The organism is candidate division WOR-3 bacterium (genome assembly GCA_029858255.1).
Classification (GTDB): domain Bacteria; phylum Hydrothermota; class Tepidihabitantia; order SM23-42; family SM23-42; genus SM23-42.
Map to the genome: position 1 here is coordinate 1 of JAOUFJ010000011.1, position 21,728 is coordinate 21,728.

Sequence of the window (21,728 nt, forward strand, 5' to 3'; positions counted from 1 at the left end):
TAATATCCGCACTCGCCGAGGGCATGAGTGAACCTGGTTACTATACGGTCCATTGGAATGGTCTTGATGACCAGGGTCGTCAGGTGCCGGCGGGTGTTTACTTTGTGCGGTTGGAGACCCCCGACTCCCGCCAGGTCAAGAAGACCGTTTTACTTAAATAGCCATGGTCTAAGGGTTTGGGTTAGGAGGCTGGATACTATACCCTATCGATGTCCAGCATCCTAGCCCCAACCTAATAACAAAGTTATAGGTTGTTTGTTGTAGCTGCCTGTATTGTTATAGGGCTTGGTCTCTGGTTACAAACCATTAACCCAAAAACCAAGTACCATACCGGTAGCTAAACCTAATAACCAAAAACCATTTTTGACGAAAGGAGTTGCGATGCTCAAATTGCTGGTTCTATTTCTAAGTATGATCGTGACGCTGAGTCCAGCGTACGAAGGTCTTTATGGAGTGGTTGCAGGTGGGACCATTCATGAGTACACACCCGCACCAAGTGGTGATGCAAATGTGCTTTATTTATCTAATGGAATCTCTTTCGATATTCATACAGGCGAGCCAGAACTGCCGGCTGATCTCACGCGTGCGCATTCAGAATACTACATCGTGCACTGCAGTGGACCGGTACATCATCTGTACCGCTCACAGATCGAGGCGACAGGTGCGCGAGTGTACTCCTATATTCCCAACTATGCTTTTCTGGTTAAGATGAACGACGCCGCGAAGAGTGAGGTTGAACGGTTAGGGTTTGTCGATTGGATAGGCATTTACCAGCCTGCATACAAGCTCTCCGGTCAGGAAGAGTTTAACGAGTTGAGGGGCAGTCACGAAGTTACCCTGCTGGTCTATCCGGACGCGGAGTTGGGTGTAGTAATGGACGAGCTGGAATCTCTCGGGGACGGATCGTGGACGTGGCATCAAGCGATTTGTTCGGGATAATAAGATTTGATATTGACCTGTCTCTCGTTCCCAGGATTGCTAACATTGAGACAGTTAACTGGATCGAACCGTGGCACAAAATGGAACCGCACAACGCAAGTGTCCAGTGGGTTGTCCAGACGGCCACTTCCCAGAACCGGCGTATCTGGGATATGGGGATTACCGGTGAGGGGCAACTTCTGAGCATATGTGACAGTGGTGTGCGCACTTCGCATTACGCCTTCCGCAGCACATCCTCGAGCTGGCTCACGACCTGGGGCGATTATCCATCTGACCGCAAGATAGTCGCTTATAAACCAGCAAACTCTTATGGTGCGGGATATGCCGATTTTGGTGATGAACTGTGCAATTACTGCCACGGCAGTCATGTGTCGGGTACTGCTCTCGGAAATGATGATGTAATGGGAAGTCCGAGCACTTATGATGGTGTGGCCATAGACAGCCGGCTGTATTTCTGTGACGGTGGTGGATCTCTAGGCTGCGTCTATATTCCATCCAATCTTTACGAGCTTTTCATCCTTCCATACACCGGTAACGCGGCCGGAAGCGTAAAGATCATGACAAACTCCTGGGGCAATTCGGTTAACGGCCAGTATACATCAGAGGCCATGACCGTCGATTATTTCATGTATTTGTACAAAGATTTTCTGTTGTTCTTCTCAAACGGTAATGACGGACCGTCCGCGATGACTGTCGGCTCGCCGGCAACTGCCAAGAATTGTGTTTCGGTTGGTGGGACGAGAAACGGTGCACAGTGCAGCAGCATCTATTACTTCTCGAGCCGCGGACCGACCCAGGATGGACGGATCAAACCAACTATCCTTACACCCGGACAGACGGTCACGTCAGTCAATGGTGCGGGCGATGTGAATTATACGATAATGGATGGTACGAGCATGGCCTCGCCCAGCGCCGCTGGAAGCGCAGTCCTTGTGCGCCAGTACTTTGTCGATGGATGGTATCCCTCAGGTTCTGTAAACCCCGCTGATTCGCTAATACCGTCTGCGGCACTGCTTAAGGCTATGCTTGTCAACAGCGCGGACCGGAATATGAGCGGTTACACTGTGCCGGACTACAATGTTGGCTGGGGCCGCGTTGACCTTGATAGTGTCCTTCATTTTGGCGGCGACACGAAGGACCTGGCGGTCGTGGACAACCAAACTGGTTTATCGACCGGTCAGTACATCGAATATACATATAATGTAGTATCGAATACTGAACCGTTCCGTGTAGCATTGGTGTGGACCGATTATCCTGGCAGTGGAGGTGCAGGTATCAAGTTGGTCAATAACCTGAATCTGCTGGTTACGGATCCGGGTAATAATCAGTACAAAGGCAATGTATACTCGGGTGGACAGTCGATCACCGGAGGTGATCATGACAGTCTGAATGTTGAGGAATGCGTGCGTGTTGACAACCCAACATCGGGTAATTGGACGATTCGGGTTTCAGCACCGAACTGCCCATATGGTCCACAACCGTTTGCCCTCGTCATCACCGGCGATCTGGTAGGCACGGGCGTGATGGAATCGTCTGTCATAAGCAGGACGAAGAGTATCAGTATCTATCCCTTCGTTTCTTATTCGCATCCATACAGGTTATCTTACTCGTTCGGGGAACAGACTCGGTTACGGGTTCAGATATACGACACGATGGGGCGCATGGTCGACGACGAGGATTATGGGTTGCTGGACGGCTCTGGTGAATTGATGATCGACCTTGATAGATTTGCATCGGGCATCTATTTCATCAGGACGCAGACAGGTGATCTTTCCGGAATGTCCAAGGTCGTCTGGGTGCGGTAAGAATACTGAAAGACTGGGGCGCGGCCATGCCGCGCCCTTCGTTTTAGAACGACAACCGTTGATTTCGTTAGTCTCGTTATTCCTGTTAGTTTCGTTACTCTCGTTAATTTCGTTAGTATCGCTAATCTCGTTAATAGCGTTAATTTCGTCTCTCATCTTCCTAACTTCTCTTATGTTTTCCCGCTATGCTCCATGCCCTATGCATCAGCGCAGCGTGTCTTCAGGAGCGAAGCGACATAACTTCAGCGTATGCATGTCTTCAGGCCGCACAGCGGAAGTGTCTTCTCGTTTTATTTATGTCTGCGGAACAATCTTTTAATGTAGTCTTTTGCTTCGGTCACGCCCATCAGTATGCAGGTTAAGTAACATACAGCCATGGCTGCAGAGCCGCTCACTCCGAGGTTCAGGACCTGCGCCAGGAACGAGATACCGAAAATACCATTGAGTATTCTGTTCAACAGAATGCCTGCAAATCCTCCCACAATTGACGCGATGAGCAGCCGCATGAAGTAGTCTACGAGCGGGGAGAATTCATATTTACCTATTTTCGCGGGAAGCTTGTGCATTAATATCGCGAGATTTACAAATGAAGATATCGTCGTGGCCAGCGGGAATGCGCGGAAACCGATGATACGCATCAACCCCAGGCTGATTATGACATGCAGACCGACTGAAATGAAGCTCGCGTACATCGGTGTTCTTGCGTCGTGGTATGCATAAAATACTGCGGCAACGTTTCTTATGCCGGCAATGAAGGGTACACCGATTATATAGAGAATGAGTGCCTGCGTTGTGGCTTGCGTGTCAAAAGGTGTGAACTGTCCTCTTTCATATATCAATCGTGTTATTGGATGGGCGAGTATTGCTATGATCACTGATGTTGTAACAGTAAGAAAGAAAACGAGCTGGAGAGAATCGAAAAGCGTCGACCGCGCTGCGTCGAATTTCTTCTCAGCCACGTGTTGTGATAAGGTCGGCAGTGCTACAGTGCCTACCGCAACACCGAAGAGACCGAGTGGAAGATGCATGATACGGAATGCATAGTTGAGCCACGTCATGCTTCTTTCTTCGAGAAATGAAATGAGAAAAGTGTCGACGGCTACGTTGATGCGTGATGCAGCAAGCCCGAGCGCAACCGGGACGAAGAGCACGAGAATTTTTCGCAGTGTCGGGTCACGAAAATTAATATATAGTTTGTAGTGAAAACCCTTGGCAAAGAGAACCGGCACCTGTATCAGAAACTGTATCAGCCCGCCGATCAAAATACCGTATGCCATCGCGTATATTGGGTCGGTACCTCGTGTGACAAAATAGGAAAAAGAAAGTAATGGTATGGCTATTGATATGATATTCAGAAACGCAGGTGCCACAGAAGGGGCAAAAAACTCTCGTTCGGTGTTGAGATAACCCATAGCCCAGGCGGCAAGCGCGACAAAGAGAAGAAAAGGAAACATGATGACTGCCAGGCTGGTCGTAAGCGCCTGTTTGTCAGGTACATTCCCGAAGCCGAATGTAATGATCTTAACGAGGTACGGCGCGAAGATAATGCCAAGGAGAACGATGGCGCCTACCGTGATGAGTAGAATATTAAATATGTTGCTGGCAAGCAGGTTTTGCTGCTCTTTGCCCTTTTGTTTCTCGGCCGTTAGAACCGGCACAAAAGCTGCTGAGAGTGCGGTTTCGGCAAAGAGATCCCGTAAGAGATTCGGGATACGGAACGCTGCGACAAAGGCGTCTGTTGACCGTCCAGCGCCGTAGAGATAGGCAAATACCGATTCCCTGATTAACCCAAATACCCGGCTGATAGCCGTGCCGATGGTAAATGCCCTCACACCTTTCGTGATATCGGCCATTTCTTCATTATACAGAATCTGAATTCTATGTCAATGTCAGTATTATTCCTCTGTTTTTCATTGACTTTCAAAGTTATGTGGCTATAATACCGGCAGGAGGCTACTATGAAAGCGAAAGTTGGGATCAATGGCTTTGGCCGTATTGGTCGGTTATTCTTCAGGATCGGGTACAAGAGTGATAAATTTGAGATCGCGGCAATAAACGATATTACCGATGCAAAAACTCTTGCCTACTTACTGAAATACGACTCGGTTCACCGGACTTTTGATGCCGATGTGAAGGCTGGAGACAGTGCACTGGTCGTGAACGGAAAAGAATATAAGGTTTATGCTGAAAAAGACCCATCAAAATTGCCTTGGAAAGAGCTGGGTGTTGATTATGTGCTGGAAGCAACGGGGAAATTCCGTGAATATGGCAAGGCAGAGTTGCATATCAAAGGTGGCGCCAAGCGCGTGATACTTTCAGCGCCAGGTAAAGGCGAGCCAAAGATTCCAGGTTTTGTAATGGGCGTTAATCATGGTTCATATGACCCGAAGAAGCATATGATATTCTCCAATGCTTCATGCACGACAAACTGCTTCGCTCCGATTGTCAAGGTCCTACACGAGAATTTCAAAATCCGCAAGGGTTTGATGACAACGACCCATGCGTACACTAATGACCAGCGGATTCTTGATCTCCCGCATAAGGATCTGCGACGCGCAAGAGCAGCAGCAGTTTCTATGATTCCTACATCTACCGGCGCGGCGAAAGCTATTGTGGAGTTATTCCCTGACCTGAAGGGGAAACTCGATGCCGTCGCGATAAGGGTGCCGATACCGGATGTTTCGGTTGTCGATTTCGTCGCTGAATTAGAACGCGAGACGACCAAGGATGAAGTGAATGGTGCGTTCAAGAAAGCCGCTGATGGTAATTTGAAGGGCATTCTCATGTATTGTGATGAACCGCTCGTTTCGTCGGATTTCATTGGCAATCCATACTCTTCAATATTCGATTCCGAGTTGACACTTGTTATCGGCAACATTGTCAAGGTCTTTGGCTGGTATGATAATGAATACGGGTACTCGGCACGCACGGTTGATCTGTTCGAATATGTCATCGGGAGAGAGTGATGGCAAAATTGTCGGTAGAAGACCTGGAACTTGCTGGCAAGAGAGTCTTCGTGCGGGTGGACTTCAATGTCCCGCTCGACGAGAATTTGAATATTGCAGATGATACAAGGATCAAGGCGGCCTTACCAACGATAAATTACATAATCGATAGGGGCGGTATGCCGATAATTGCCAGTCACTTGGGTCGTCCAAAAGGTAAGGTTGATGCGAAACTCAGTCTTGAGCCCGTAGCCCATCGTCTTGAGATGCTCTTGAACCGCGATGTCCGTTTTGTTAGGGATTGCATCGGCGACGAAGTCAAAAAGCTAGCGGCAGAAATGAGGCCCGGGGATGTTCTCCTGCTCGAGAATCTGAGATTTCACATCGAAGAGACCAAGAATGATGAAGGTTTTGCGTGCGAGCTTGCTTCAGTTGCCGATCTGTACGTAAATGACGCCTTTGGTGCTGCCCACCGCGCTCATGCTTCGGTTGACGGCATCACATATAACTTCAACGAACCGGCGGCAGGTTTGCTCATGGAGAAGGAACTCCAGTATCTCGATGGTGCGCTTCGGGAGCCCAAACGTCCGTTGCTCGCGATCATCGGCGGGGCAAAGGTATCGACAAAGATCGGGGTCATCAAGAATCTCTTGAATACGGTAGACAAACTTGTCATCGGCGGCGGTATGTGTTTTACTTTTTACAGGGCCAAGGGTTATGGTATTGGCAGATCCCTGTGTGAAGAGGAATTCCTGAAAGAGGCAGAAGCCGCATTGAACAACCCGAAGGTGTATTTGCCCGAAGATGTTCTGATTGTCAAGGAAGCCAAGGCAGGTAATCCAACACAGACCGTTGCAGCGAGCGCCATACCGGACGATTTCATGGGAGTCGATATCGGCGCGAAATCCGTTGCTCAGATAATCGATTTCATTAAGGAAGCAAAAACAATCGTCTGGAATGGTCCGATGGGTATCTTTGAGATCAGCGGTTTCGCAAAGGGTACAGAGTTTGTCGCCAAAGCAGTTGCGACCGCTACCAAAGCAGGAGCGGTTTCGATCGTGGGCGGCGGTGATACGATAGCGGCGCTTAAAAAATTCGACCTCGTAAAAGCCGTGAGCCACGCTTCGACCGGGGGTGGAGCCTCTCTGGAATTTCTGGAAGGTAAGAAGCTGCCCGGGATAGAAGCACTGAAGGAGAAATAATGGAACCGATAATTGCCGGTAACTGGAAGATGAACAAAGACCCGGCTGAATCAAGAACTCTTGTGCAGGAAGTGATGAAATCGGTCGGTGATATTAAGAACAGGATCGTCATTGTGATACCGCCTTTCACATCGCTGGCATCGGTTTGTGAGCTGATACGCAACACCAGATTCAAACTCGGCGCACAGAACATGCACTGGGAGCGCAGCGGTGCATACACTGGCGAGATTTCGGGTTTGTTCCTAAAGTCTTTGGGCTGCGAGTATGTCATTCTCGGTCATTCTGAACGTCGGCACATAATGGGTGAATCCGACGAGATGATAAACAAAAAGCTCAAGGTTGCGCTCGAGATCGGCTTGATACCGATATTCTGCATGGGCGAGACGGAGCAGGAGAGGGAATCAGGTGCAACGGAGAACGTGATCCAGAGACAGATCAGTGAAGGCCTTAAGGGTATCGAGAATGAAGCACACAAGATCATATTCGCCTATGAACCGGTATGGGCGATCGGAACTGGGAAAACCGCAACACCCGAGCAGGCAGTCGAAGTTCATAAGTTCATTCGTGGCATGCTCAAAAAACCGAGCACAATTCTCTATGGTGGCAGTGTGAAACCGGATAACATCGACATTTTGATGAAAGAGGATGAGATACAGGGTGTCCTCGTAGGTGGTGCCAGTCTCAAGCCGGAGAGCTTCGCAAGAATCGTCAAATATCAATGAGCTGTGCTTGGATAATCCCAAAGGATCTACTATAAATCCTGACGGCTTTTGACAAAAAGATATTCTATCGCACCAGCACGAATTTTCGTGTAATTGTACCAGATTCATTGTGAAAGGATACAAAATAAATCCCGTTTGGCAGATCGTTATTGTTTAGATCGATAGAGTGATATCCCCCGGAAAAGTTACCCTGGTGGATATTACTGAGTAGTCGGCCACGTATATCATACAGGTCGATTTCTACCCAACCAGGATTCGCCAAAATGAATTCAATGCGTGCCCTGTCTCTGGATATGCTCGGAGTTACACGTAAATGAGCATTCAGAATGCGGCCTTCGTTGTTTTCATTGACGGCAAGGGGCAAGAATGATTTCACTTTACCTCGCTCAGAATACAGCATTTCCTCAACGCCGTGCACCCATATTCCGTATGCCCAGACGTCACCAGTGATATTAACAAGCCGATACGCAACCTCGGTCGCATTCCAGTTTTGCCAGGGGATTTGTGTAGTATTGGTATCTGATAAGGGTTGGGTAATGGTCCAGTTGGTGCCGTTGTCGGAACTGTAAATGCCTCCGATGTGTGCTCCGTTATAATATGTAGTTCCTGCGGATTCTTTATAATAGAACGCTTTGTAGCTTGCCAGAATAGTGGTACTTATTGGATCATATGATAGGTTTGGATTTAGGCTCGGGTAGCAATAGAAGATTGTGTCGGCGATAGCCAGTGAGCAGGTTCCGAGTTGTACGGCATCCCATATTTCCCATGTCCAGTTCCCTGGATTGCCTGTTCCATGTATGATGTACGGTCTACCGCCTGGATACCCTAAATCGGTATAGATCAACCATGGTTCGTTGTTTATAACCAGACAATCGAACTCACCCCACCAGAACTGCGAGCCGGTGTTCACTGGCACACCTGGGACAGGTGTCTCTGGACCCCAGGTGTAGCCACCATTCGTTGATTCCATGTAGTATGGATAGATCGTCGAATCGGTCGCTGTGAAAGCATAGTAATCAAGATAAGCGTATAAGACGTAATCGTCGACACCGCGTGACAGGCAACCACTTGATCCATCCTGAGTGATAAAAGCCATAGGGATGGTGTCAGTCCATGTGTACCCGCCGTCATTCGAAATCCAACAGTAGGCCCATTGATTGCCAAGGAAGCTCCAGGCGGTTGCCGTAAGACTTGTGATATCATCCGGGGCCATCGAAATATCTGGATTCCATGGATACATAACTGGAGACTGACAATTAGGCAGCATTATGGGTATTGAGAATGATGGAGCCGAAGGAACGTTCTCTTCGAACATCGCATTGGCATAAACATTACTGTAGTTATACGTGCACTCGTTCCATATAAATACCAGTCCGCCGATTTGACAGAAATTCGCAGGACCATCCATAGCACCTTGCATCCGGTAGGTAGAACCAAAAGGGCCATATGTACTCCACGTGGTGCCTGATGTGAGTGAATAGGCGATCCTGGGCTCTATCATGTTGTACGGAAAACTTGTTGGTGCGCCATAGAAGACGGCAACTACATTGCCGTGCTCGCAGACGAGGATATTGCTCCCAGGGGCGCGTATTCTGAACATGGGACTTATCTCGTCGATTGGACTACCTTCACGGTAGAAATACATAGACCTTTTTGCTACACTTTCAACGTTCCAGTTTACGTTTTCCGATCCGGAATAAGCCGACGCTATTGTACACAACAGTGCCAGAACTACATATCTTATCATATTTTCCTCCCAAAGGCGTAACGAATGCACAGGAATAGACCGTGCGCTTGCCTTTTAATATCTAAATGTTCTGCAGAAAAGGTGAAATAAGTGTGAAACTAGTTGGGTGCTTCTCTCTTAATGGTGTCAGTGGAGACGTCAAAAATATTGGATGATTACTTCACAATGCTCTCATAATATGCGATGGTCTGGTGTTGTGGTGACGTTTTCAGATCTTTCTTGAGGATCCTCTTGAGTTCATTAAAATCCTTCCTTATTTCATTGCATTTTCCTAGTTTTGCCAGAACTCCCCACAGTTTCTTATGATATGTCTCATCATAAGGATTATGGGCAACAAGCCGGTGGTACCATGTAGCAGATTCGCGATAATTCTTGCGTTGTAGCGCGATATCGGCCATCACCGCGAGACTCTCTTCATACTTTTTATCATAGTAGTTTCGCATTGTTTCGATCCAGTCATCGTACCAGCCTTTGGCATAGCCATTCTGATAAAGATTTATTGCCTTCGCTATATTTCGCTCATCTTCCTTATTGCGGACATCCGATTTGTTCATCAAATCTTCGAATTGTTCGACATCAAGCCGTACGGAAAAATCCGGTGCGAGCTGGTATCGTTTGTTTCTGTATATGACTGGATTATCTTTGTAGGCGATCACCGTGCCTAATGCTTGGCGTATGTGGTGCATTGCTTTGCGCAGATTCCTTGCCCCGCTGCTCGCAGAGGCGCTTTTCCACAGGGCATCGATAAGTACTTCGCGCGATATCATTTTGTGATGGTGCGAACAAATATAGCAGAATAGTCTCAGCGCTTTCGAGGTCTTCCATGCGCAAAATTCGATTTCTTTACCGTCAATTGCTATTCGAGGCGCGCCGAACAGGTAAACTTCAACAAGATGATGGGAAATCTTCCAGCGCTTTAGGACCATTGAGGTGTAGGTCTTTGCCGTTGTCATGAATAAGACAATTGCCCACTGTTCTCCTTCCATAAATTTCGAGAGAGAGTAGTCATATGAATTGTCCTCGCTCAGCCTAACGGCTTGTCTGAGTGCTTTCAGTACTTCACTTTCACGGCCCTTAATATGCATCAGTCTTGCCCACTCCAGCAGGGCAAGAAAGAATTCATGTTTCAAAGCGTACTTTCTCGCAAGTTTGATGGCGCGTGCCAGCAGGTCTTCCGCGTCAAGTAGTTTATTCTGCGCAATACGTAACCTTGCTTCAATGATATGTATCGATACTGCATCTGCGTCATCGCGTGATTTTTTCAACCTCCAGATCTCTGCGATGCTCTGCTCGGCTTCAGTCAGATATTCGAGGTTAGTATAGATACGGCATAGATCCTTGTTCGCAAGGATAAGCATTCTGCCAAGATGGAGGTTTTCAAAAACGTCAACCGCTTTTCGCAGGTACGTTATCGACATGTTCAAATCCCCCAGGTCTTCATGGTATACTGCATAACCGCGCCAGATAATGGCGAGTGAAACCGTGTCATTATACCTTTCGGTTAATTCCGTGCCGAGTTTAAGAATCGCAGCGGATTTGATTTTGTTGCCCAGATCGACACTCAAACGCACTGCATTATAGAATATCGATCCAAATTGGGGAGAGAAGTTAGCCTCTCTTTTTAGCAACTCTACAGCGGTAGCGATCTTCTGGTTAGCGCTATGCAAGTTACCCGATTTTCTTTCGGCCATTGCCCAGTTATTTATGATACTGGCTTCGAGTCCTTTGTTTTCGGGAAATGTACGCACGATTCTTGAAGCTGTTTCAAAAAATTCTATCGCTTCCCGCAGTTTGCGGCCGCCTGCTTTGGAGTATATCAAACCCAGTGAATTGAGCATAGCAGCATTTGACAGGGTGCGTTTTGTCGATGATGTTTTCAATGCGTTGATGAGCCTGCGCTTCGCGGTCTCAAAACGGCCCAGGTTGAAATAGATAGACCCTAAGTCATAATATGCTTGAGCCAAGCTCTTTGAACGCTTGCGTTGTTTTTTCATTAAACGAATTGCCTTTGTTAGGTTGGCGATCGCCTCATTCGGATATCCGTTAGACATTTGAGCATAGCTATAAACCATAAGCAATTCGGGATCGGTATTCAGAGTATTCTTTGGCAACATTTCGATATGCGATGCAACCGTGCTACTTTTGCCGCTATTCGTCATTTCATAGCCAGCTTCACGGATCAATCGGGCGGCTTGGATATGCCTTCCAGCCTCGATGTAGTAGGGTATCGCAAGCCCTGTTTGTCCTTTATTACGGAAATAGTTTGCTGCTCTTAAAAGATTGTTTTTCTTCAACTCCACATCTTGCCATTTTGACAAAAGGAAATCTCGGAATAGATTATGGAATCGGTAATGGCCGTTGGGCATACGTGAAACAAAAGCATTCCTTTTTTCTAAAAAACGCAAAATCTCTCCGGAATTTCGTCGATCGGTGATTTCATTGCAGATATCGTTGTCCAACCATTCAAGGATCGAGACGCTGACCATGAAATCCCGTGCTCCTGGCGGTTCGTGCTCATAGATTTCCTGCGCGAAATAATTGAAGTAGTCTGACCACCATTCACTGGAGTCTTTGCGCTGAGATAATGGCAGGTGTGATTTTAGCCTTTCTCTGAGTTCTTTTCCAGCTGCCTGTATAATCAACTGGAGTGAGGTGATCCAGCCCTCTGAATGTTCTTCGAGTGCAAGCAGTTCTCCTTTTTCTAACGAGATACCATGAATTTTTTTGAATAACTGATCGATTTCATTATGATTAAATGTGAGGTCATTATTTGTCAGTACGACGAGTTCATTGCGCGCCTTAAGATTTGTCAGGGGGAAATTGGGCTGCAGACGCGTAGCGATGATGAGGTGAAGATTCTTTGGAGCATGACGTAGGAGGTAATCCAGAGCCTTGTCGATCTGGTGCGAGGGGTCTATATTGTGGTAATCATCCAGGACGACCAGCGTGTTGCCAGGTACGTGTTCATCAAATTCGTTGATGAATGTGCCGACGATCATATCAATGTGTTCACTGGATGGAGCGAGCGTTCTTAGAAGGGTCTCCATTCGGCGGCCAAAGCCGGAATGAAGTTGCTTGAGACCGGTAGTCAAATAGGAAAAGAAAAGCGCGAGTTCCGAATCGCTGGCTTCAAGGTGGTAGAATACGCAGGGCATATCTGTTTTTTTAATGAATTGAGAAAGTAGAGTTGTCTTGCCATAGCCGGCGCCAGCGTTAATGAGGATCAACTTCTTATCGATGTTGTTTTTTAGCAGTCTGGTAATGCGTTCCCGTTCAACAGTATTGCTCTTAACCTGGGGTGTTTGAAGCTTCGTTTTTAGTATCATAGTATACTTGTTATCCTGATGAAGTAATATATGCCAGTTACCAGATTATGTCAAGTTGATTGAGCTTGCGTCGGGGTATTCAACGCTTTACTGTCCAACGACGCGGTTCCAGTCAATGATTTCCTGTCGATCCTGGACCGTGGAAACGCGGGAAGCAGGCTTCTTGACATGCGCGGTAAAATATATATAATAGAATATGAGAATTATTCCGAATTTTCGGGTGAATAAGGAGGCTTCATGTACGGCATGATAATGTTTTTTCACGTGTTGATCTGCATTCTACTGATTGTCGTGGTGCTGATGCAGCAAACAAAAGGTGCTGGAATTTCGAGCGTATTTGGCGGAGGTGGAGGCACAGAATCCCTGTTCGGAGGAAAGGGTGCAACCCCGTTTTTTGTTCGTTTGACCTCAGGTCTGGCCATAGGCTTCTTTCTCACATCGTTGACCCTTGTGCTGCTTTCACGCCGGCCAAGACCAACCACTGCAGTCGAAAAGGGTATGCAAGAAATGCCAATGCAGCCGGGCACGGGAGTTCCTGAAGAGCAACCGCTCGTTCCCGAAGAAGGCGCAGTATTTCCTCAAGAAGTGCCGGGAGGCGAGTAATGTTTGCGGTAATAAATACTAACGGAGTTCAGTTTGTTGTCACGCGCGGTGAGAGGATCAAGATCCAGGCAAACCTTGGCGAGAAGGGCAAAGAGGTCGAATTCGACAAGGTGATGATGATAAAAGACAACAGCGATACCGTTGTTGGCCGGCCTTTTGTTGAAGGTGCAAAAGTTAAGGGCGTGATTAGAGAATGCGGCCGTCTGCCAAAGATAGTAGTATTCAAATTCATACGAAAGGAAAAGTATCGGCGCAAGCGCGGTCATCATCAGGATTTTTGTGAAGTTGAAATAACGGATATCATTAAGTAGTATAATTCGAGGAGATTAGAATGGCGCATAAGAAAGGTGTTGGTGCATCAAGAAACGGAAGGGATTCTGCTGGTAAGAGACTGGGCGCGAAGAAATTCGATGGACAGATGGTAGAAACCGGAACCATGTTGGTGCGTCAGAGAGGAACCTCAATCCATGCTGGCGTCAATGTTGGCGTTGCCAGCGACTACACTTTGTTCGCCCTTTGTAGCGGTAGGGTCAAATACGGCTACAAAAAGGGTGGTCGCAGGGTTGTTTCGGTAATACCATAACATAGAACGTTACTCCCGTTAATTTCGTTAGTTCGTTAATCCCGTTGATACGACATTGCGAATTTCGAAATGCGAAATTTAAATAAAGACGTCAGTCGCGTTAATATCGTTAGTATCGTTAATTTCGCTTGGTTCGTTATTTCCGTTAATTTCGTTATTTCCGTTATTATTGTTAGTTTCGTTTCGTTGTTCATCTTCTTAACCTCCTACTCTTCTCAGCTTCTGCTTTATTAAGCCTCTCAATTTCTTAACCTCTATTTTTGACAGCATCTCATCTTCTTAACTTCTTATTTATTAATTTCTCAACCTCTTACGTTCTCAAGTTCGAAACGTTCTGGTGCTCCTTGACAATTAACATCTGGCTATTATAATTAACATATGATTATGGATAACCGCAAAGGGATTTTTCATGAACCGACGGAGTGAACTCCAGTTCAGACCCGAACTGAGGCACTATATACTACCCACACTGAAGTATTATTTGAAATTGATAGAACTGCCCAGCCTGGAGATCGAAAACTATATCAGACATGAACTGGAAGCGAACCCTCTGCTCGAAGAAATGTCTCCGGACGCGACGTCCGAATCAGAAGATGGTGAGGGTTCGGGCGATGAGGACAAACCCGAAGACCTGAAAGAAATCGAAGAACTCAATATTGTCGATTTGTTTGCCGATACGCCGAGTACGGTTTACGAAAGTAGTATCGAAGACTACGACCCAATGGATAATGTCCCGTCACAGGGTGAGAAATTGAGTGACTACCTATTGCGGCAGGCGTTTACTGCATTTCAGGATCAGGATCTTGAGATCGCCCGTTCAGTTATCGCGAATATCGAAGATGATGGGTACTTGTCGGCATCATCCGAGGAAATAGCGGGCGAGGGAAATGAGTTGGAGGATGTGCGGCGGATCATAAAAAGAATACAGTGTTTCGATCCGGTCGGCTGTGCATGGCGGGACAAAAAAGAACCGTTGTTCGTACAGCTTCAGGTATTGGGTTGCGGGCCTGACTCCGTAGAATGTATACTCGTACGTGATTACCTGAAAGACATGAGAAGCAATCGCTATGCTGAGATACTTAAGGCCTTGGGTATTAGCGAGGAACGTTTTCTCAAAGCGCGTGAAATGGTTCTCAAACTCGATCCCAAACCTGGTTGGCGGTATTCAAATGTCGCTTCTGGGTACGTGTCCCCTGATTTCATGATACGCTGGCGTGATAACCGCCTCGTTGCTTCTCTCAATGATGATACAGTACCCCGTGTCAGACTGCGCCGCCAGTACGTTGAGGTGTTGAAGAACCCGAAGGGCGTGCCGCGCGAGCAACTTGAGTTCATCAGACAGCGGGCACGCGCTGCTCAGCACGTAATTGTGGCGATAGAGCAACGCAGAAAAACTATGCTCCGGATTCTCGATAACCTTTTGGAGTACCAGCGCGATTTTTTTGAGAAGGGGTATAGTTATTTGAAACCGATAACGATGACCGAATTTGCGCGACAGCTGAGCGTTAATCCATCGACGATTTCACGGGCGCTGGCAAACAAGTATATTGAGTCGCCTCGGGGTATTCACAAGTTGAAATTCTTTTTCAACGCCCCCCTGGGGGATACGGATAAACGTATTATATTCCAGAAAATACAGGAAATAGTGGAAAACGAAGATAAGACGTCGCCGCTGTCAGATACGCAGATTTCCCAGAAGTTGGGGCGACAGGGTATTGTCATATCAAGGCGAACAGTTTCCAAATACCGTGACTTGATGGGTATTCCAACACACCAATACCGCGGCCGCTGAAGCGAAAAACCACAGATTTACAGCCACCAAAAAAAAACCTGCTTACATACTACCATCTACTTGAAATAACGTGAGCCTCACTTATAATTGATCATGACAACGATAGTGTTGCTGTTTCTTTGCGGATGGTTCGACTGGAAGACCCTAAAAACTGATGATTTTACCGTAATCTATAAGGATGACCACTACTGGGAAGCATTGCACACCCTGCAGAATCTTCATTACTATGGTGGTGATGTTCAGGCACTCATCGGCGATGGTCTGAGAAACGTCCCGGTCGTGATCGAAGATGTGGGAGCGGTGAGCAACGGTTTCGCAAATCCGATCTTTCATAACATTCATATTTTCACACACCCCCAAGGTTTTGCATACCGTCCCGAGGGAGTTGAGAGCTGGTATCGTACTGTCGCGGTGCACGAGTATGCTCATATGCTTCATCTTTCAAGAGCGAGGGGTCTTGCAGGTCTGCTGACAAGTATTTTTGGAACGCTCTTTGCTCCTGATCTATATTCTCCTGGTTGGATAACAGAAGGCATTACGGTTTATTGCGAATCTCAGAGCACGCGCTACGAGGGACGGTTGAACGATGGTTTCTTTGATTCCTATATCGGCACTCGGGTTCGTGCTGGAGCTATGCCATCGATCATCGAGGCAACGAATACGCCGCTCGATTTTCCTGGCGGTGTTTACTACCTGTACGGCGGTGAGCTCTTCGATTTCATTGCGCTAAAGTACGGTGAGGATAAGTTCTCCGAATTCTTTGACCTGTACGGGTCGTATTTCTGGGCGCCATTGTCCGGCATCTTTCCGTTCACGGGACTGGATCTGGCCGCCCGTAAGTCATTTGGGAAATCATGGCCTCAGCTTTTCGCTGAATGGCAGCGGTACGAGCAACACCGCTTCCTCCATTGGGAACAGGCAGGCGTACCCGTAACTAACCAGGGCTGGTATGTCTATTCACTTGTGGCGAGAGACAGCATGTTCTACTATGTCAGATACAGACCGGCGAAGGTGGACGGTTTCGAAGCGAGAAACATTATTCAATTGGTTGAATTCAATTGCCGTAACCGCGTTGAGAAGATCGTCACTTCATTGAGGAATACCATTACTACTCCGCTGAAATTATATGGTAATAAATTGTACTACACAACACCGCAATTCATGAGTGGATACGCGAACGTTTACTATCTTGGCTACGGTGTTGTGGCAAACCTGCATGAGTACGACTTGAATACCGGCGAGGACCGTATTCTTCTTACCGACGATATTAGAAGTTTCTGTGTTCTTCGGGGTGGTCGTATCCTGTACAGCCGTGACCGGGTTCACGGTTTCGGATCTGAGATCCGCGTGTATGACGGGAATGAGAACTCATGTTTGCTCGAAACCGATATGCTCGTCGGCGAGATGGATGCGACTCGTGCACACACCGCTGTGGTGGCGCGTCATGACTATGAAAACTGGAACATCTATCTGCTTGACTTCGAAGCCGGCGATTTTGTACCGGTGGTTACCACCCCCTGGATAGAAGGTAGTATCACCTTGATTGGCGATTCGTTGTTGTTTACTGCGAACTATGACGAGAGTCACGGAATATACATGTGCGATCTGACGGATGGTATTCTGTACCGACTCACGAATGGCGGATATGCTGATCACGGTGTGCTCATCGATAAGGGTCTGTATTTCCTTGGCTTGTCCGAACAAGGCTTTGATATCTACACATCCGGCTTTGAGCCGGTGAAATATGAACGGGTTGAAGACGAGCCTTCGCCGAAACCGGATTTTGATGATACTCCATTGTTGATCAGGCCTGGCGGTTATGGCGATGTCGCGAAGACCCTCATACCTTCAGTTCGCATACCCTTTATTCTTCCGACGGAGGATGATCTCAGCGAGTGGGCATACGGTTTGCTATTTCTCGGCGGAGATGCTACCGACGAAAATATCTATGGCGGTTTCATTGCGCTGGACCCCGGAGAACAGGATATGTTCTTCAATTTTCTGTGGCAGTCAAGATTTTTTTCTCCGTTGGATGTTTTTCTATTCTATGATTACAGAAATGCTTTGGAGTACACTGTCGCTTACCCGGCATACCTGGATCTCGAATACGGAATTTCGAGCCTGAATTTATTTATCGACGGCCGTGTCTTTGACGGCGCTACACGCCTGGAATTCGCACCGGGATTTGCAGCAACGATGCATTACCCGTACACATCGCTGTCGGTTCGTATGTCCTTTCCTTTTGAGAGACAGGCATGGGGTTCGGAGATCAACCGCGGGGGTCAGCGTCTGCAGGTGGGCTTGCGACAGTTCATGTTTGGCGGTGAGTTGAGGTTTCATTCAGATGCTTATGTGGATCGACATAATCCCGACATCGCCGCATTCTACTTACGTGGCTATGATCAGATCGAAAGCCCGCGGGCGTTGGTAATGACTATGGAATATGGGCACCGGCTGCTCAAGTTGCGAGGCGGTCTTTGGAATCCGAACATTTACTTTGAAGACCTGTTCTGGGCGGTTTTCACGGATTTTGCCTGGACCGATAATGGCACAACATACTATTCAGCCGGGACAGAGCTAAGGCTCGAGACAAAAACCGGTTTCGGTTTTCTGCAGGTCGTACCGAGATTTGGCATCGCGATGACCAAGGCCGAGGAATTCAAGGTATTCTTCGCAATATCCCCAAAATTGCCGTTTTAACGGGGCAAATCCGCCTTGACTTTTGCGCGTGTGCGTATATAATTAAGTGTAGAAATACATGATACTCAAACGGGTAAGATACCAGGGGTTTCGCAACTTGGTTGATGCGGAGATTGATTTCTCTGATGACTTCAACTACATAATCGGTGACAATGGCGCGGGCAAGACGAACCTGCTTGAAGCCATTTACTATGCATGTAATGCATCATCATTCAGGGAAAAAGAGGACCGCAGCCTGATACGTTTTGGTGCGGAATTCCTGAGGGTTGAGGCTGATGCCGGCAACGGTCGTAGGGCTGCAGTCTATCTTGACGCTGCAAGAAAGAAGATCGTGCTGGACGGCAATAATGTGCCGAGGATCAGCGATTTCATCGGTTGGCTCGGAGTCACGATCATGTCGATCGATGATATATGGATTGTACGCGGTGCACCGGCGAGACGGCGCTATTTCTTGGATTGGACGATTGCGAAAATATCTCCGGCCTACGTTGCTGCCCTCGTTGAATATCGTAAGATCGTGCGACAGAGAAATCGATTTCTCCAATCGCTCAGCGAGAATGGCAGCAGGAAGCTTTTTGAAGTTTTTGATGAACAGCTGATCAACAGTGGAAACGAAATATACCGGCGGCGTGCGGCAAAGCTGCCTGAACTGCGGCAGATATTCGCCGACTTCGGCTCGAATTTCAATTTGCGGAAGCTAGAGATGGACTATCAGACTGAATGTTCTGACATGGAATTGAACGAACAAGTACTGAAGCGCGTGCGTCCAATGGAGATTGCCCGTGGGCAAACTGTGGTTGGACCGCACCGTGATGATCTGTTGTTTTCACTGAACGGTCATTCGATGCAGCACTACGCATCAGAAGGTGAGGAGCGCGCGGCGTCTATTTCGCTCAAGTTGGCCGAGGCAGAGATGTTGTACCGTGCACGGGGCGAGAGGCCTATTCTTCTGCTGGATGAGGTTAGCGCCGAACTCGATGCCATGAAGCGCGATATTCTGTTGGGGTTGTTGCAGGGGCAGGTCCTTTATGCCAGTACGCGGGCGCCTGAACCCGATCCTGTCTCCGGACGGCAGTGTCGAATGTTCCGTATCGAGAGAGGTGAAATTGAAATTTCCTGAGCGCATTAGCCGAATAGTGCCGAGGGTACTGCGGGGCATGGATATAAATGGGAAGCTGAAGAACTGGCAGGTGGTGGAGAAATGGGAGAAAATTGTTGGCAGTAATATTGCACGACATGCAAAGGCAGTGAGCGTCGACTCGGAGAATCTTTTCGTAATGGTTGATAATCCGGCCTGGCAGAGTCAGCTGTTCTTGATGAAAGCGGATATTTTGAAGAAAATAAAAAAGTACGATGTTAAGATAAAAGATATAAAATTCAGGATGTCGAATGGCCACATGGGAAGGAGATTACATGGCAAAGACAAGTAAGCGTGGCAATGTTCGTGATAAGATTGATGAGAAGAATAGACATTCGCGGGAATATGATGCTTCGAAAATCCAGGTGCTCAAAGGTTTGGAGGCGGTGCGCAGAAGACCGGCCATGTACATTGGTGATATCGGTTTGCGTGGCTTGCATCACTTGGTATTTGAGGTGGTAGACAACGGTATCGATGAAGCACTTGCCGGATTCTGTGATCACATCAGGGTGAAGGTCGACAAGGATTTAGTTGAAGTTGAAGACAATGGCCGCGGAATACCTACGGACATGCACCCGGTTCAGAAGAAATCAGCGCTCGAGGTAGTAATGACGATGCTCCATGCCGGGGGTAAATTCGATGACAAGGTTTATAGTATCAGTGGCGGACTCCATGGCGTGGGCGTTTCAGCCGTGAACGCACTGTGTGAGTTCCTGGAAGTCGAGGTCTACCGTAATGCTAAGGTTTATCGTCAGAGCTACAAATACGGGGAACCGAAGGCTGCGGTCAAGGTGACCGGCAAGACAGGCAAGACCGGTACAAAGATAAGATTCAGACCCGATAAGGAAATTTTTAAGAAGATCGAGTTCAAGAAAGCGATAGTAACTCAGCGACTCAGGGAACTGGCTTTTTTGAACAAAGGATTGAAGATCGATTTTGAAGATGTGGAGACCAAGACCAAGGAACGATATTTGTCCCGCGGCGGCGTTCAGGATCTGGTCAAATATCTTGATTCGGGGCGCAACAGATTGCATAAACCCATCTATTTTGCGGACACAAAAGACGATATCCACATCGAGGTGGCGCTGGAATACAATGATTCGTATCTTGAGAACATCTTCACTTTTGCCAATACAATAAATACACATGAAGGTGGCACGCACTTGATCGGTTTCAAGTCAGCCCTGACCAGGACCCTTAATGATTATGCACGGCGTCATAACCAGCTCAAAGACAACCTGTCCTTGGCCGGTGAGGATACACGCGAGGGATTGACTGCGGTCGTTTCTATAAAGATCAAGAACCCTCAGTTTGAGGGTCAAACAAAGACGAAACTTGGTAATGCTGAAGCTAAGGGTGCTGTGGAGTCGCTGGTGAACGAGAGATTGTCGGCGCTGCTTGAGGAGACACCGCGGTTCGCAAATGTAGTGATGGGTAAGGTAGTTGCAGCAGCACGATCCAGGGAAGCAGCGCGTAAAGCGCGTGAATTGACGCGGCGCAAGTCACTCATCGATAGTGAGAGCCTGCCAGGCAAACTGGCAGATTGCTCATCGACCGACCCTGATGAATGCGAGATATTCGTCGTTGAGGGTGATTCAGCGGGCGGCAGCGCTAAACAGGGCAGGGATCGAAGATTCCAGGCAATTTTGCCTCTCCGGGGGAAAATTTTGAATGTCGAAAAAAGCGGTTTGAATAAGATACTCAGCAATAACGAGATAAGAACTTTGATATCAGCGATCGGTTGTGGCGTGGGTGAGGACGATTTCGATATTTCGAAAGTACGCTACAAGAAAGTTGTGATCATGACCGATGCCGATGTTGACGGTGCACATATTCGTACACTGCTCCTCACTTTTTTCTTTAGATTCATGAAGGATTTGATCGATGGTGGCATTATTTATATTGCGCAGCCACCTCTGTACCGCATACGGCATGATAAGACGCATGATTACATGTATTCTGACGAAGAATTGCAGAAGTTCTTGAAGAAGTTTGGCGAGAAGAAATACGACATACAGCGCTACAAGGGTCTTGGTGAGATGAATCCGGATCAGCTGTGGCAGACGACGATGGACCCAGAGAAGAGGGTGCTTAAGAAGGTGACCATGGAGGATGCGGCCGAAGCCGACCGTCTTTTCTCGATCCTGATGGGCGGTGAAGTAGAGCCGCGCCGGAAATTCATCGAAGAAAATGCCCGTTACGTGGAAAATCTGGACGTGTAAGGAG

16 protein-coding genes are annotated in these 21,728 nt (G+C 47.7%); 13 read left to right on the forward strand and 3 right to left on the reverse strand.

Features of this window, described 5'->3' with window-relative positions:
• Positions 1-381: 381 nt before the first annotated feature.
• Complete coding sequence (locus tag OEV79_06325) at positions 382-939, forward strand: hypothetical protein (GenBank protein ID MDH4211047.1); 558 nt, start codon at positions 382-384, stop codon at positions 937-939.
• The gene (locus OEV79_06330; GenBank protein MDH4211048.1) at positions 906-2,744 is read left to right on the forward strand and encodes a S8 family serine peptidase; all 1,839 of its coding nucleotides are present in this window, start codon (positions 906-908) and stop codon (positions 2,742-2,744) included. Before OEV79_06325 ends, OEV79_06330 begins: the two co-directional genes overlap by 34 nt.
• Before the next feature lie 290 nt (positions 2,745-3,034).
• Here OEV79_06330 and murJ read toward each other — a convergent pair whose 3' ends face one another.
• Complete coding sequence (murJ, locus tag OEV79_06335; GenBank protein ID MDH4211049.1) at positions 3,035-4,597, reverse strand: murein biosynthesis integral membrane protein MurJ; 1,563 nt, start codon at positions 4,595-4,597, stop codon at positions 3,035-3,037.
• A gap of 105 nt (positions 4,598-4,702) precedes the next feature.
• On the opposite strand from murJ, the gene gap reads away from it, so the two are divergent.
• Genes gap through tpiA form a run of 3 tightly spaced genes read left to right on the forward strand, consistent with a single transcriptional unit; the run spans position 4,703 to position 7,613 of the window.
• A complete protein-coding gene (gene gap / locus OEV79_06340) occupies positions 4,703-5,710 on the forward strand; it encodes a type I glyceraldehyde-3-phosphate dehydrogenase (GenBank protein ID MDH4211050.1) in 1,008 nt (335 codons plus the stop codon).
• Complete coding sequence (locus OEV79_06345; GenBank protein MDH4211051.1) at positions 5,710-6,891, forward strand: phosphoglycerate kinase; 1,182 nt, start codon at positions 5,710-5,712, stop codon at positions 6,889-6,891. Before gap ends, OEV79_06345 begins: the two co-directional genes overlap by 1 nt.
• A complete protein-coding gene (gene tpiA / locus OEV79_06350) occupies positions 6,891-7,613 on the forward strand; it encodes a triose-phosphate isomerase (protein MDH4211052.1) in 723 nt (240 codons plus the stop codon). Before OEV79_06345 ends, tpiA begins: the two co-directional genes overlap by 1 nt.
• A 64-nt stretch (positions 7,614-7,677) precedes the next feature.
• Here tpiA and OEV79_06355 read toward each other — a convergent pair whose 3' ends face one another.
• Positions 7,678-9,360: a T9SS type A sorting domain-containing protein gene (locus OEV79_06355; GenBank protein MDH4211053.1), complete on the reverse strand. Its 1,683-nt coding sequence runs from the start codon at positions 9,358-9,360 to the stop codon at positions 7,678-7,680.
• Positions 9,361-9,515: 155 nt separating this feature from the next.
• Positions 9,516-12,686: a hypothetical protein gene (locus OEV79_06360; protein ID MDH4211054.1), complete on the reverse strand. Its 3,171-nt coding sequence runs from the start codon at positions 12,684-12,686 to the stop codon at positions 9,516-9,518.
• Between the two features lie 237 nt (positions 12,687-12,923).
• Between OEV79_06360 and secG the strand changes: the two genes are divergently transcribed.
• The 8 genes from secG (at position 12,924) to gyrB (ending at position 21,724) form a co-directional block, all read left to right on the forward strand.
• Positions 12,924-13,289: a preprotein translocase subunit SecG gene (gene secG, locus OEV79_06365; GenBank protein MDH4211055.1), complete on the forward strand. Its 366-nt coding sequence runs from the start codon at positions 12,924-12,926 to the stop codon at positions 13,287-13,289.
• Complete coding sequence (gene rplU / locus OEV79_06370; protein MDH4211056.1) at positions 13,289-13,600, forward strand: 50S ribosomal protein L21; 312 nt, start codon at positions 13,289-13,291, stop codon at positions 13,598-13,600. Before secG ends, rplU begins: the two co-directional genes overlap by 1 nt.
• 20 nt (positions 13,601-13,620) lie before the next feature.
• On the forward strand, positions 13,621-13,872 hold the full coding sequence (gene rpmA / locus OEV79_06375) for a 50S ribosomal protein L27 (protein ID MDH4211057.1): 252 nt from the start codon (positions 13,621-13,623) through the stop codon (positions 13,870-13,872).
• Between the two features lie 409 nt (positions 13,873-14,281).
• Positions 14,282-15,664, forward strand: coding sequence for an RNA polymerase factor sigma-54 (gene rpoN / locus OEV79_06380; protein MDH4211058.1), 1,383 nt, complete (start codon positions 14,282-14,284; stop codon positions 15,662-15,664).
• Positions 15,665-15,757: 93 nt separating this feature from the next.
• Positions 15,758-18,364: a hypothetical protein gene (locus OEV79_06385; protein ID MDH4211059.1), complete on the forward strand. Its 2,607-nt coding sequence runs from the start codon at positions 15,758-15,760 to the stop codon at positions 18,362-18,364.
• 58 nt (positions 18,365-18,422) lie between these two features.
• On the forward strand, positions 18,423-19,484 hold the full coding sequence (gene recF / locus OEV79_06390) for a DNA replication and repair protein RecF (GenBank protein MDH4211060.1): 1,062 nt from the start codon (positions 18,423-18,425) through the stop codon (positions 19,482-19,484).
• Positions 19,485-19,500: 16 nt separating this feature from the next.
• The gene (locus OEV79_06395; protein MDH4211061.1) at positions 19,501-19,794 is read left to right on the forward strand and encodes a DUF721 domain-containing protein; all 294 of its coding nucleotides are present in this window, start codon (positions 19,501-19,503) and stop codon (positions 19,792-19,794) included.
• Entirely contained in the window at positions 19,778-21,724 is a 1,947-nt protein-coding gene (gene gyrB / locus OEV79_06400) for a DNA topoisomerase (ATP-hydrolyzing) subunit B (GenBank protein MDH4211062.1), read from the forward strand. The genes OEV79_06395 and gyrB overlap by 17 nt, the downstream gene beginning before the upstream one ends.
• The last annotated feature ends 4 nt before the right edge of the window (positions 21,725-21,728 follow it).